This is a genomic window from Flavobacterium sp., assembly GCF_035299005.1.
In the GTDB taxonomy this organism is placed as follows: Bacteria; Bacteroidota; Bacteroidia; order Flavobacteriales; family Flavobacteriaceae; genus Flavobacterium.
The window spans coordinates 25,767-40,059 of record NZ_DATGXL010000012.1; the positions used below are offsets into that span (position 1 = coordinate 25,767).

Below are 14,293 nucleotides of genomic sequence, written 5' to 3' on the forward strand. Positions count from 1 at the left end.
TTAGCAATTCATGAGAGAAGTTGCATTCATTAAACAAAATAAAGAAAAATGGCTTGAATTTGAACAAGCTATTTTTGGTAAAGCTAAAAAAAATCCAGATGACTTAGCGCATCTGTATATACATTTGGTTAATGATTTGTCATACGCACAAACGTACTATCCAAAAAGTAAAACCGTTATTTATCTGAATCATTTAGCTGCACAAACCTATCAAAAAATTTATAAAACTAAAAGAACTGAGACAAATAGATTGGTTTATTTCTTTAAAACCGAAGTTCCTCTTTTAGTTTATGAATATCGCAGATATATTTTATACGCATTCATTCTTTTTGGATTATTAACGGCAATCGGTGTTGTTTCAGCCCATAATGATGAAAACTTTGTTCGACTCATACTTGGCGACCAATATGTAAACATGACTCTAGAAAATATTGAGGATGGAAATCCTGTTGCAGTTTATAAATCAGGGAGTAATTGGGGTAGTTTTATTGGCATTACCTTAAATAATTTGCGTGTAGGTGCACTCTCCTATTTCTTTGGAATCTTTTTAGGCATTGGAACTTTTTATGTTTTAATGCAAAATTCTATAATGCTTGGTTCCTTTCAATATTTCTTTTACCAACGTGGTGTTTTTTGGGAAAGTGTTCGTGGCATTTGGATTCATGGGTCAATGGAAATTTTTGCAATTATAATAGAAGCTGGTGCTGGATTTATTCTTGGAGCTAGTATATTATTTCCAAGAACATTCTCTAGAATGAACTCTTTTAAAATTGGATTCAAAAATAGTTTTAAAATATTTTTAAGCACCATGCCCTTTACATTTGCGGCAGGATTTTTAGAAGGTTATATAACCAGATATTCCATGGAAATGCCCACTTTTTTAAGTATTGGAATTATTTTAGTTACACTATCACTAATAAGTTTTTATTACTTAGTTTACCCATTTATCGTTCATAATAAAATTAAAAATAATGTTTCAACTATATAAAAAAAGAGACTTTAGTGCGCTTGTTGGTGATACTTTTAACTTGTTTAAGTTAGAAGGAAAAAATTATTTCAAAAATTACTTCATCATCAATGGTGGTCTTCTGTTATTGCTTGTAGTAATTCTTTATTTTTTCATGAAAATTTTCCTTGATGGAGCATATACAGCAGCAAGAACAAATAATGACAAAGCTTTTCTAAATACCATTTTATCCGATTTACCTCTATTTGTAGGATTTGGAATTGGAATGATTTTATTAATTATTTTAGCTTCACTTATTAATTATATTTATCCTGTTGCTTATCTGAAATTAATTGAAGAAAATCAAGAAAGAAATAATCAAAATCTTATACAATACATCAAAAGTAAAATTGGGAAAACAATAATTTTCTATATTATATCAATTTTCGTTGCTATTCCAATTCTTTTCATATTGATGGCATTGACCTTTTTATTAATTTTTGTTATCATTGGTATTCCATTATTGTTTATACTTATTCCTACATATACAAGTTGGATTTCATTATCTTACTACCATTATATTTCTACAGATGCTGGCTATTTTGAAGCCTTAATTAAAGGATATGAATTATTAAGAAGTAAATTTTGGCCTGTAATAGGATCAAACTTTGTAATGCAAACCATTGTACAAATTACATTGGGAATTTTAATCATGGTTCCTTATTTTATTGGGATAGCCTCCATTATGGTAAACCCTGAAGGTATTCAACAAGACCCAGAAAAAGCTTTTTCTTTTGTAACTATTCTGTTAACAGTTATCATGATTATTTCGATTTTATTCAATTACACATTGCAGAATATAATCCTAATCAATCAAGGTGTAATTTATTATAGCATTAGGGAAGAACAAGAAAATATTAGTGTCATTAATAGTATTGATTCAATAGGAACAAATGAAGAGTAAATTATTTTTTTATTTCATCCTTTTCTTGGGAAGCTGTTTTGCTTTTGCCGAAAGTAAACTTGATTCTATACCATATCAATCAAGAAAATTTAACAATTTAAAAGAAAAATACAATGATGAAGAATTTAATTATGAAGAAAAAATAACTTCGGTTGATTCTTCAGCTTGGGAACGTTTTTGGCGAGCTGTAGGTAACTTTTTCGAACGTTTATTTAGTTTTGGCAGCTCAGAAAAAACACTAAGTGGGCTTGAAATTTTAATGAAAATTTTGGCCATTTTAGTGATTCTTTTCGTGGTATATATGATTGTAAAAATTATCATAAACAAAGAAGGTGGCTGGATTTTTAGTAAATCCTCAAAGAAAATTCTTGTTACTGAACACGAAGAAGAAAACATTCATACGTTAGATTTTAAAACCATAATTACAAAATCAATAACTTCTAATAATTATCGATTAGCTGTTCGTTATTATTATTTATGGCTATTAAAATCGCTTACTGATAAAGGTAAAATTGAATGGGATATTGAAAAAACCAACGGAGATTATCTTAATGAAATTAAAGATGAAACCTTAAAAAAAGAGTTTCAATTCCTATCCTATGTTTATGAATACAGCTGGTATGGAGAATTTGAAATAGACAACATTGATTTTTCAAAAATTGAAGCATCTTTTTTAAAACTAATAGCCAAATGACACAATGCCTAGAAGCTTAAAAATATATATATTCCTTTTAGTTCTCATTTTGGTGGGAATCATCTTTGCTGATGCCAACAAAAAGAAACCAATCGATTGGCGACCAAGTTATTCATTAAGAGAAAAAATTCCCTTTGGCCTTTATGTTTTTGATAACGAGAGTAAGAACATTTTCAATCCTCAAAAAATCACCAAATTTGGTGAAACACCTTATGAATTTTTTGATAAAAATTACAACATTGAAGACTCCATTTATGATATTTCTGGAACATTTTTACATATTGACAATACGTTTAGCATAGATGATATTTCAGTAGATGAACTTCTATATTTTGTAAGTCATGGTAATAATGCCTTTTTAAGCAATACTCAATTTCCAGAAAAATTAGCAGACTCACTACATTTTGAAATAACACAAAGTGCTACTTTTATGGATTCTGTTCAGTTTAAAGTAGCTCACAATCAAAAAACAGATAATTTTTATTTTAATAAAGAAGTAAATGATGTTTATTTTTCAAAAATTGATTCAACATATACAACTGTTTTAGGAACACAAATAGATGCACAAGGCAAAAGCCATGCAAATTTCATCAGAGTTCCTTATCGAAATGGAGCATTTTATTTGCATATACAGCCTGTTGCCTTTACTAATTATTATTTATTAAAAGATAATGCAAAATACACACAAGATGTTTTGGGCTACATTTCACCTAAAGATAAAATTTTTTGGTATGTAAATCAATACGAAAATCAAAACTTAGCAGAATCACCTTTGAGATACATCTTAAGTCAACCTGCTTTAAAATGGGCTTGGTTTCTGGCATTAATCAGCATTATCATTTTTATGATTTTTAATGCCAAGAGAAGACAACGTATAATTCCAATTAAAGAACCTTTGAAAAATACTACAATAGATTTCACAAAAACCATAGGGAATTTATATTATCAAGAAAAAGATCATCAAAATATTGCCGAAAAGAAAATCGTTTTCTTACTAGAAAAAATTAGAAATGAATATTATATTGATACTTTTAATTTAGATGAAACATTTATCAATAGACTACACCAAAAAACAGGAAAAGATAAAATAGCTATAGAAAATGTGGTAAGAATGATTAAAAAAATTAGAAATCAATCACAAACAACTGAAAAAGAATTAATTACTTTTAACGAACTACTAGAAAAAATCAATTTATAATGGAAAATAATTTTGAAACTAATAATGAACAAAACGAAAATGTAAATTTTGAAGCACGTATCAATTTACAACCGTTACAAGAGAATGTTCAAAAAGTAAAAGCAGAAATTGCTAAAGTAATTGTGGGTCAAAATAAAATGATTGATCAACTTTTGGTAGCAGTTTTATCAAACGGACACGTTTTATTAGAAGGAGTTCCTGGTGTTGCTAAGACCATCAGTGCAAAACTTTTAGCAAAAACATTGTCTTTAGATTTTAGTCGTATACAATTCACTCCAGATTTAATGCCTTCAGACATTATTGGTACATCTGTTTTTGATTTATCAAAATCTACATTTGAGTTTAAAAAAGGACCTATATTTTCCAATTTTGTATTAATTGACGAAATCAATCGTGCTCCGGCAAAAACGCAAGCTGCCCTTTTTGAAGTTATGGAAGAACGTCAAATTACTGCCGATGGTACAACTTATGTTTTGGACCGACCATTTTTAGTAATTGCAACACAAAATCCAATTGAACAAGAAGGAACTTATCGCTTACCTGAAGCACAATTAGACCGTTTTCTTTTCAAAATCAATATCGATTATCCAAACTTAACTGAGGAAATTCATATTATTCAAAAAGAAAATGAATTACAAAACCGTGATAAAATGAGCGCTATTGCAACCATTATCTCGCAAAGTCATATCATTGAATTTCAAGAATTGGTAAAACAAATTCTAATTGAGCAAAATTTAATTGAATACATCGCAAAAATTGTTCTAAATACACGTGAAAATGCCTTTTTATACCTAGGGGCTTCACCAAGGGCCTCAATTGCAATTTTAAATGCAGCTAAAGGTTTTGCTGCCTTGAGAGGAAGAGATTTTGTAACACCAGACGACATTAAAGACGCGGCAATTCCGGTTTTACAACATCGTGTTGTAGTCACTCCAGAACGCGAAATGGAAGGAATTACAAGTACCGAAATTATCAAACAAATTGTAGATTCTGTAGAAATTCCAAGATAATTAATTTCAATATAATTTCAACCAATGGTTCAATTTTTTAAGCAACTTTATCTCAATAACTTCCTTTTTTATTGTCTGATGGGAATCATTTTGCTATTTATTATAGCTTACTTTTTTCCTATGTTTTTCAATGCGGCTTGGTATTTATTGTACATATTAATTGCTTTCTCTGTTATCGATATTTTAATACTTTTTGCATCCAACAAAAAAGTAATTGGTATGAGAAACATTGCGGAAAAACTATCCAATGGTGATGAAAATGAAATTAGAATAGTACTAAACAATCAATATACATTTCCTGTTCATTTAAAAATTATTGACGAAATTCCATTTCAATTTCAACAACGAAATTTTGAAGTAAAAAGAAGAATAAAAGCACAAGAAAAAGACGATTACAAATATTTTTTAAGACCTACTGAACGTGGCGAATATTCTTTTGGAAATTTGAATATTTATGTAGCATCTCCCCTTCGTTTAATTAGTCGAAGATTTACATTTGATAACAATCAGATGGTACCAACGTATCCATCCTACATGCAATTAAGAAAGTATGATTTGATGGCGTTTTCTAATAATTTATTTCAATATGGATTGAAAAAAATTAGAAGAATGGGGCACACAATGGAGTTTGAGCAAATCAAAGAATATGTACAAGGTGATGATTTGAGAACCATCAATTGGAAAGCAACTGCAAAGAAAAACCAATTAATGGTAAATCAATTCCAAGATGAAAAATCACAAAATGTGTATATGGTTATTGATAAAGGGCGTGTAATGAAAATGCCTTTTAATGGATTAAGTTTGTTAGACTATGCCATAAACGCTACTTTAGTTTTGTCAAATGTAATTCTTAAAAAACAAGACAAAGCAGGAATGTTTGCTTTCTCTAAAAAAGTTGAAAATCGTGTGGTTGCAGAAAAACGACAAAGTCAAATGCAACAAATCATGGAAAACTTATATAATATAAAAACAGATTTCTTTGAAAGCGATTTTAGTCGTTTGTATGTCGATGTTAAAAAGCATGTTAATCAACGAAGCTTAATAATGCTTTACACAAATTTTGAAACTTTAGACGGATTATACCGACAATTACCCTATTTAAAAGGAATTGCAAAAAATCATTTACTTGTAGTAGTCTTTTTTAACAATACAGAACTAGACGAATTAATACATCAAAAAGCAAGCAACGTTCAGGAAATCTATGACAAAGTAATTGCTGAAAAATTTGCTTTTGAAAAACGATTAATCGTTAACGAACTAAGAAAATATGGTATCTATTCGGTTTTAACCCAACCCGAACATTTGACTTTAGACACTATAAATAAATATCTTGAAATTAAAGCAAGAGGAATTCTATAATAACAACAATTGTTAAATTCCAATTCTGATAATTTTTTATAATAAGATAATTTTTATCTTTAGCCTTTACTAAACAAAAAAACATGAGATACTTATCGTTATTGTTAGTATTCTTGCTTTCCTTTTCAGTGAAAGCCCAAGAGTATTTTCCTAAAAATGATGGTGTAAAACAAAGTTTCAAAAACTATTTTGCACTAACCAATGCAACTATTTATATTTCGGCTACTCAAAAAATAGAGAAAGCAACATTACTTATCAAAGAAAACAAAATTGTTGATGTTGGAACTATGATAGCTATACCTAAAGAGGCAACTATTATTGATGCAACTGGAAAAACAATTTATCCATCTTTCATTGAATTGTATAGCGAATTTGGTATCAATAAACCTACTGCTAGACCTAATGGCAACTTCACACCGCAATACGATACAAATCGTGAAGGTTATTATTGGAACGACCACATCAAACCAGAATATAATGCTTATGAAAACTTAAGTTACGACGAAAAAGCAGCCGGAAATTTAAGAGAAGTTGGTTTTGGGTCTATATTGAGTCATCATAATGATGGTGTTATAGCTGGAACTGGACTTTTTTGGACCTTAAATGATAAAGCTACCAATGCAGATAGAATTATAAAAGAGAAAATTTCTCAACATTTTACGTTTAGTAGAAGTAAATTTACCAAACAAAGCTATCCCTCTTCAATGATGGGAAGCATGGCATTAATCCGTCAAGTTTTTCATGATGCAAAATGGTACGCACAAGGAAATACAACTAATAAAGATTTATCATTAGAAGCTTTCAATGCAAACAAATCATTACTCCAAATCTTCAATGCGGGTGACAAACTAAATGATTTAAGAGCCGACAAACTTGGTGATGAATTTGGAATTAAATTTCTAATTAAAGGTGGTGGAAATGAATTTGAACGTATAGAAGAAATCAAAAAATCGGGAGCAACTTATATTATTCCTTTAAACTTCCCTGATGCTTACGATGTTTCTGACCCCTATTTAGCACAACAAGTAAGTTTGAGCGATATGAAATTTTGGAATCAAGCACCTTTTAACTTGAAGCTTTTAGCTCAAAACAATGTTTCATTCGTTATAACTTCTGCTGATTTAAAAGACACAAAATCATTTCTTCCCAATTTAAGAAAAGCTGTTTTGTATGGTCTTCCAAAAGACAAAGCGTTACTAGCTTTAACCGAAAATCCAGCAAAATTGGTAAATCAATTTGACAAAATAGGTTCAATTACAAAGGGTAAATTAGCTAATTTCATCATCGTATCTGGAGATTTATTTGACGAAAAAAGTACTATTCTTGAAAACTGGGTGCAAGGAGATAGAAATATCATTGATAAAATTAACCCAACCGATATAAGAGGAACATATGATTTAACGTTCGACAACCAAAAATTTGAATTAAAAATTGAAGGCGAAACTTCAAAAATTGAAGCTAAAATTAGTAGAGATAGTATCAATTATGGTACAAAAATTCAGTTTAATGACCCTTGGGTAAACTTAGTCATCAAAAATCAAGATACTACAAAAGCAAATTTCGTAAGACTTTCTGGAACTTTCGTGAAAGGCCTTATACAAGGAAAAGCGGTTTTAGAGAATGGAAACGAAACCACTTGGACAGCTATTAAAAAAGAAATTATAAATACAGAAGAGAAAAAAGATGACAAAAAAGACGAACCAAAAGTACCTGAAATGTATGCAGTTACTTTTCCTAATATAGCTTTTGGCACCAAAGAAAAACCAAAACAAGAAACAATTTTATTCAAAAACACAACCGTTTGGACTGGAGAAAAAGAAGGAATCTTAAAAGGAACCGATGTTTTAATTCAAAACGGAAAAATTGCAAAAATTGGTAAAAACTTACCTTCTTCAGGAGCAAAAGTAGTTGACGGAACAGGAAAGCATTTAACCGCTGGAATCATAGATGAACATTCACACATTGCTATTTCAAATGGCGTAAACGAAGGCGGACAAAATTCTTCTGCCGAAGTTACTATAGAAGATGTTGTAAATTCAGATGATATTAATATTTATAGAAATTTATCGGGTGGTGTCACTTCAGCTAATTTATTACATGGTTCTGCAAATCCAATTGGTGGTCGTGCCGCATTCATTAAGCTGAAATGGGGTTATTCTCCAGATGAAATGCTAGTAAAAGATGCTCCAAAGTACATCAAATTTGCTTTGGGAGAAAATGTAAAACAATCCAATTGGGGAGATAATGCTCGTAATCGTTTTCCACAATCGCGTATGGGTGTGGAACAAGTTTATGAAGATTATTTTACCAGAGCAATCGAATATAAAAACGAATGGGATGCATACAAATCTGGAAAAGGTAAAAATAAAATTATGCCCAGATTTGATATTGAAATGGAAATTTTAGGCGAAATTTTAGCAAAAAAACGTTTCATTACTTGTCATTCATACGTGCAATCTGAGATTAACATGTTAATGAAGTTAGCCGAACGTTATAATTTCAGAATTCAAACCTTTACACACATTTTAGAAGGTTATAAAGTAGCCGATAAAATGAGCGCACATGGTGTTGCAGGTTCCACATTTGCCGATTGGTGGGCATATAAATTTGAAGTAAACGATGCTATTCCATACAATGCAGCCATTATGCAAAGCCAAGGCGTAAGTGTCTCAATTAATTCCGACGATGCAGAAATGTCGCGCCGTTTAAATCAAGAAGCAGCAAAAACAGTAAAATATGGAAACGTAACTGAAGAAGAAGCTTGGAATTTTGTAACTCTAAATCCAGCAAAAATTCTTCAAATAGATAACAAAGTGGGAAGTATTAAAATTGGTAAAGATGCGGATGTTGTGCTTTGGTCAGAAAGCCCACTTTCAATCTATACGAAAGCTGAAAAAACAATAATAGACGGAATTATTTTCTATGATTTAGAAAAAGAAAATCAAACTTTAAGTCAAATTCAAAAAGAAAGAGCTGACTTAATTAATGCAATGCTAGATGCAAAAAACAAAGGAATGAAAACACAAGCGCCAAAGAAAAAAGAAACAGGTCATTACCATTGTGATACATTAGGCGAATATTGTAAAGAATCTCACTACAAATACAACTAGTCATGAAAAAATATATAGTTCTTTTATTTATTTCGTTTTTAGGTTTTGCCCAACAAACGCCTGCTCCTAAGCAAAGTAAATCTATTTTAATCATTGGAGCCAAAGCCCATTTGGGTAATGGACAGGTTATCGAAAACAGTTTAATTTCTATTATTGATGGTAAAATAGCCACTATCGGAGATGCTACCATAATGAAACCTGCTAAACATGATATTGTTATTGAAGCTTCTGGAAAACATGTGTATCCAGGTTTTATCGCTCCAAACTCAACATTAGGATTAGTTGAAATTGATGCAGTAAGAGCTTCCGATGACGAAAGTGAAATCGGTGAATTTAATCCTCATGTAAGAAGCATAATTGCCTATAATTCGGAATCTGTAGTTACTGAAACCACAAGGCCAAATGGAGTTTTATTAGCTCAAATTACACCAAGAGGAGGAAGAATTTCTGGCACTTCATCTATCGTACAATTAGATGCCTGGAATTGGGAAGATGCAGCCATCAAAGAAAATGATGGAATTCATCTAAACTGGCCAAGAAGCTACTCAAGAGCAGGCTGGTGGGCAGAACCAGGAGGAATTGAAGCTAATAAAAATTACGAACCACAAATAAAAGCAATACAAGACTATTTTAACAATGCTTTTGCCTATTTAAATACAAAAAACAATAAAAAAGATATCCCTTTTGAAGCAATGAAAGGTTTACAAAATGGAGAAAAAAAATTATATATTCATGTAAATGGAGAAAAAGAAATCATTGATGCGGTATTGTTTAAAAAGAAAAACAATGTTAAAAATATGGTTATTGTTGGTGGATACTATGCTTTTAAAGTTTCAACTCTATTAAAAGAAAACAATGTTGCAGTTTTATTAAAAAGAGTACACGATTTACCTTTATTAGAAGATGAAGATGTAAATTTACCTTATAAAAACGCAAAAATGTTAGTTGATGCAGGGGTTTTAGTCGGATTAGAAAACGCTGGCGATATGGAACGTATGCAAACCAGAAATCTTCCATTTTATGCAGGAACTTGTGCTGCTTGGGGACTTTCAAAAGAACAAGCATTACAATTAATAACGGGAAATACCGCAAAAATTCTAGGAATTGACAACCAATATGGAACTTTAGAATCAGGCAAGAGTGCGACTTTATTTATTTCTGAAGGAGATCCTTTAGACATGAAAACAAATATCATTTCATTCGCTTTTATCGACGGAAGACAAATTAGCTTACAAAGTCACCATACCGAATTATACGAACGCTACAAAGGAAAATTTGAACAACAAAAAAAATAAGATACGAAGCCTTTCAGTAAATGAGAGGCTTTTTTGTATTTTTGCACTATAATTTCTATTTCATGAAACAAATTACCTCGGTTCAAAATCCGTTTATTAAATCGTTAGTCCAATTGCAAGAAAAAGCAAAAGTTCGTAAGCAAACGGGCACTTTTTTAATAGAAGGAAAACGCGAAATTGAGTTAGCACTAAAAGTAGGTTACGAATTAGAAACAATTTTATTTTTATCTGATATCATTTCGGAAAAACAACTAAACGATTTAACAATTAAACCTTTAAACGTAATAGAAATTTCAAAAGATGTGTATCAAAAATTAGCTTATCGTGATACAACCGAAGGCATTTTAGCAATTGCCAAAACAAAATCATTAGCTTTATCCAATTTAAAGCTTTCTAAAAATCCACTAATTTTAGTTGGTGAATCATTAGAAAAACCAGGAAACTTAGGCGCCATTTTAAGAACTGCAGATGCTGCAAACATTGATGCTGTCATTATAGCCAATCCAAAAAGCGATTTATACAATCCAAATATCGTTCGCTCAAGCGTTGGTTGTTTATTTACCAGACAAATTGCTGTTGGAACTACGGAAGAAGTAATTGCTTATTTGAAAGCGAATAGCATCAATATTTATTCGGCTACTTTACAAGATTCAACAGAATATCATACCCAAAACTACACTACTCCTACTGCTTTAGTTGTAGGAACAGAGGCAACAGGTTTGTCTGAAAAATGGAGAACAGAAAGCACCAAAAACATCATCATTCCAATGCAAGGCGAAATCGATTCTATGAATGTTTCTGTTGCAGCAGCCATTTTGTTATTCGAAGCCAAAAGACAACGCGGATTTTAGTCATTATATTTTTCCTTTTTTCTATTTTCTAGATTTGCACAATTAGAAAAAAAACCTTACTTTTAGTTGGTTAAAGAAAATGTATGACAGAGCTAGAATTAGAAGCCGAAAACAAAGCCATTGCGCAAGAATATAAAGAATTACTTCGCATCAGTTATCAAACCCTTACTGATGAAGACAAAAAAATCATCCGTAAAGCATTTGATGTAGCTGTTGATGCTCATAAAGACCAACGTAGAAAATCAGGGGAAGCTTATATTTTTCATCCTATTGCTGTGGCAAAAATTGTTGCACGCGATATTGGTTTGGGAGCAACTTCTATTGCTGCTGCATTGATGCACGATGTGGTGGAAGATACAGACATTACGGTTCAGGATATTGAAAAAATGTTCAACCCAAAAATTGCTCAATTGGTTGAAGGCTTGACTAAAATTGCCAAAGTAAAAACCGATCAAGAAATCTCAATGCAAGCGGAAAATTTTCGCAAAATGCTATTGACTCTGAATGATGATGTTCGGGTAATTATTATCAAAATAGCTGATAGATTGCACAATATGCAAACTATGGGAAGTATGGCCGATTACAAACAAGCCAAAATTGCTTCCGAAACCTTATATATTTATGCTCCACTAGCCCATCGTTTAGGATTATACAACATCAAAACACAATTAGAAGATTTAGGATTAAAATATACTGAACCCGAAATTTACAATGATATTGTTAGCAAAATTAAGGAAACCAAAGAAGAGCAGGATGCTTATATCAAAACAATTTCTGATATATTAAGCAAATCGTTAAACGAAGAAGGTATAGAGTTCACGATTAAAGGTCGTCCAAAATCAATTTATTCTATCCGTAGAAAGATGAAAGCGCAAGGCGTTACTTTTGATGAAGTATATGACAAATTTGCACTTCGAATCATCTATAAATCAAATCCACATGATGAAAAATTCATCGCTTGGAAAATATATTCAGTAGTTACTGACCATTATCGACCATCTCCAAGTAGATTACGCGATTGGATTTCATCTCCAAAATCAACAGGTTATGAAGCGCTACACATCACTGTAATGGGGCCAAAAGGGCGCTGGGTAGAAATTCAAGTGCGTAGTGAACGCATGGATGAAATTGCAGAAAAAGGCTACGCAGCACACTATAAATACAAAAATGGCGCAACCGAAGAGCATGGTTTGGAAATTTGGCTAAACCAATTAAAAGAAGCATTAGAAAATTCAGCAAGCAATGCGGTAGATTTTGTAGAAGATTTCAAACTGAATTTATATGCCAAGGAAATTTATGTATTTACTCCAAAAGGAGAAATTAAATCGTTACCAAAAGGAGCCACTTCATTAGATTTTGCTTTTAGTATTCACTCAGAAATTGGTGTAAAAACAAGAGGAACAAGAGTTAATGGAAAATTAGTCCCACTAAATCATGTTTTAAATAGCGGTGATCAGGTTGAAATTATTACATCCGCAAATCAAAAACCAACTTCACAATGGTTGGATTATGTAACAACTTCTAGAGCAAAAAATAAAATAAAAAACGTTTTAAACGAAAACACTAAAAAAATTGCGGAAGATGGAAAAGAACTTTTAGAACGAAAACTACGTCACTTAAAAATTACGTTAAACGAAAATACTGTTAACGAGCTTGTAAACTTTTTCAAATTACAAACCAGTTTAGATTTATTTTATAGAGCAGGAATTGGAACAATTGAAAACCAACAATTGAAAGACTATGCTGCTCAAAAAAGTAATACGTTAGTTAATTTCTTTAAGAAAACTATAAAACGCTCTCCATCATCTCAGCCAGAACAAATTCATAAAAATGAAATCAGCAAAAAATTTGACATGCTGGTTTTTGGAGCTGAACAGGATAAATTAGACTATAAACTATCGAGTTGCTGTAATCCAATTCCTGGTGACGATGTGTTCGGTTTTGTAACCATTAACGAAGGAATTAAAGTTCATAAAAAAGATTGTCCAAACGCTATTAGTATGCAATCTAACTACGCTTATCGCATTATTCAAGCCAAATGGATTGATTCATCTCAAGAAGAATTTAAAGCCGTTTTAAAAATTACAGGAATGGATATTTTAGGTTTAACCAATGATTTAACTAAAGTTATTTCAAGCCAAATGAACGTGAATATTCAAAGTATTTCATTGAGTAGTGAGGCAGGAATTTTTAATGGACAAGTTACTGTAGTAGTACAGAATAATACCATCTTGAAAAAACTTATAGATAATATCAAAAAAGTAGATGGAATTGATAAGGTAACACGTGTTTATAATAATTAACAAAAGTTAATAACTAAAACACAATCAATCAAATTTAGGGTTTTATTCAATGCAAAAATAACACTATCTTTGCCAATATTTCATTTACCAAAGCAATGGAAAACAAAAATCAGGAAATTGTAAAAAATGTTTTTACAAAATATTTAGAAGAAAAAGCACATCGCAAAACACCAGAACGATACGCTATTCTTCAAGAAATTTACAATGCAACCGAGCATTTTGATATCGAGTCTTTGTACATCAAAATGAAAAATAAAAACTATCGCGTAAGTAGAGCCACACTTTACAACACTATCGAACTTTTATTAGAATGTGGTTTGGTGCGTCGTCATCAATTTGGACAAAATCAAGCACATTACGAAAAATCGTATTTCGACAAACAACATGATCACATTATTTTGACTGATTCTGGTGAAGTTATCGAATTTTGTGACCCAAGAATTCAACAAATTAAACAAACTATGGAAGAAATGTTTGGGATTGATATTCAAACCCATTCTCTTTACTTCTATGGAACAAAAAAACAACAATAAACAACTAACTACAAACAATAAACAATAGCA

11 protein-coding genes are annotated in these 14,293 nt (G+C 31.1%); all 11 read left to right on the top strand.

The window, feature by feature from the left end:
- The first annotated feature begins 10 nt into the window (after positions 1-10).
- The 11 genes from VK164_RS06020 to VK164_RS06070 all read left to right on the top strand — a co-directional run bounded on the left by VK164_RS06020 (position 11) and on the right by VK164_RS06070 (position 14,263).
- Complete coding sequence (locus VK164_RS06020; RefSeq protein WP_324208498.1) at positions 11-988, top strand: stage II sporulation protein M; 978 nt, start codon at positions 11-13, stop codon at positions 986-988.
- The gene (locus VK164_RS06025) at positions 972-1,910 is read left to right on the top strand and encodes a hypothetical protein (protein ID WP_324208499.1); all 939 of its coding nucleotides are present in this window, start codon (positions 972-974) and stop codon (positions 1,908-1,910) included. Before VK164_RS06020 ends, VK164_RS06025 begins: the two co-directional genes overlap by 17 nt.
- Positions 1,900-2,604 carry a DUF4129 domain-containing protein gene (locus tag VK164_RS06030; RefSeq protein WP_324208500.1) on the top strand — a complete coding sequence of 235 codons (705 nt, stop codon included), beginning with the start codon at positions 1,900-1,902 and terminating at the stop codon, positions 2,602-2,604. Before VK164_RS06025 ends, VK164_RS06030 begins: the two co-directional genes overlap by 11 nt.
- 52 nt (positions 2,605-2,656) lie before the next feature.
- Positions 2,657-3,802, top strand: coding sequence for a DUF4350 domain-containing protein (locus VK164_RS06035; RefSeq protein ID WP_324208837.1), 1,146 nt, complete (start codon positions 2,657-2,659; stop codon positions 3,800-3,802).
- Complete coding sequence (locus VK164_RS06040; RefSeq protein ID WP_324208501.1) at positions 3,802-4,812, top strand: MoxR family ATPase; 1,011 nt, start codon at positions 3,802-3,804, stop codon at positions 4,810-4,812. Before VK164_RS06035 ends, VK164_RS06040 begins: the two co-directional genes overlap by 1 nt.
- A 24-nt stretch (positions 4,813-4,836) precedes the next feature.
- The gene (locus VK164_RS06045) at positions 4,837-6,171 is read left to right on the top strand and encodes a DUF58 domain-containing protein (RefSeq protein ID WP_324208502.1); all 1,335 of its coding nucleotides are present in this window, start codon (positions 4,837-4,839) and stop codon (positions 6,169-6,171) included.
- An 83-nt stretch (positions 6,172-6,254) separates the two neighbouring features.
- A complete protein-coding gene (locus tag VK164_RS06050; protein ID WP_324208503.1) occupies positions 6,255-9,281 on the top strand; it encodes an amidohydrolase family protein in 3,027 nt (1,008 codons plus the stop codon).
- A gap of 2 nt (positions 9,282-9,283) precedes the next feature.
- Entirely contained in the window at positions 9,284-10,576 is a 1,293-nt protein-coding gene (locus VK164_RS06055; RefSeq protein ID WP_324208504.1) for an amidohydrolase family protein, read from the top strand.
- A 62-nt stretch (positions 10,577-10,638) separates the two neighbouring features.
- Positions 10,639-11,427, top strand: a complete 789-nt coding sequence (locus VK164_RS06060; RefSeq protein WP_324208505.1) for an RNA methyltransferase — start codon at positions 10,639-10,641, stop codon at positions 11,425-11,427.
- A gap of 83 nt (positions 11,428-11,510) precedes the next feature.
- Complete coding sequence (locus VK164_RS06065) at positions 11,511-13,730, top strand: RelA/SpoT family protein (RefSeq protein ID WP_324208506.1); 2,220 nt, start codon at positions 11,511-11,513, stop codon at positions 13,728-13,730.
- Positions 13,731-13,825: 95 nt separating this feature from the next.
- The gene (locus VK164_RS06070; protein WP_166235861.1) at positions 13,826-14,263 is read left to right on the top strand and encodes a Fur family transcriptional regulator; all 438 of its coding nucleotides are present in this window, start codon (positions 13,826-13,828) and stop codon (positions 14,261-14,263) included.
- Positions 14,264-14,293 lie beyond the last annotated feature (30 nt).

Coding starts and splice junctions, on each gene's coding strand:
- VK164_RS06025 (WP_324208499.1), top strand. CDS start 972: ATGTTTCAACTATATAAAAAAAGAGACTTTAGTGCGCTTGTTGGTGAT.
- VK164_RS06055 (WP_324208504.1), top strand. CDS start 9,284: ATGAAAAAATATATAGTTCTTTTATTTATTTCGTTTTTAGGTTTTGCC.
- VK164_RS06040 (WP_324208501.1), top strand. CDS start 3,802: ATGGAAAATAATTTTGAAACTAATAATGAACAAAACGAAAATGTAAAT.
- VK164_RS06030 (WP_324208500.1), top strand. CDS start 1,900: ATGAAGAGTAAATTATTTTTTTATTTCATCCTTTTCTTGGGAAGCTGT.
- VK164_RS06045 (WP_324208502.1), top strand. CDS start 4,837: ATGGTTCAATTTTTTAAGCAACTTTATCTCAATAACTTCCTTTTTTAT.
- VK164_RS06020 (WP_324208498.1), top strand. CDS start 11: ATGAGAGAAGTTGCATTCATTAAACAAAATAAAGAAAAATGGCTTGAA.
- VK164_RS06060 (WP_324208505.1), top strand. CDS start 10,639: ATGAAACAAATTACCTCGGTTCAAAATCCGTTTATTAAATCGTTAGTC.
- VK164_RS06065 (WP_324208506.1), top strand. CDS start 11,511: ATGACAGAGCTAGAATTAGAAGCCGAAAACAAAGCCATTGCGCAAGAA.
- VK164_RS06070 (WP_166235861.1), top strand. CDS start 13,826: ATGGAAAACAAAAATCAGGAAATTGTAAAAAATGTTTTTACAAAATAT.
- VK164_RS06050 (WP_324208503.1), top strand. CDS start 6,255: ATGAGATACTTATCGTTATTGTTAGTATTCTTGCTTTCCTTTTCAGTG.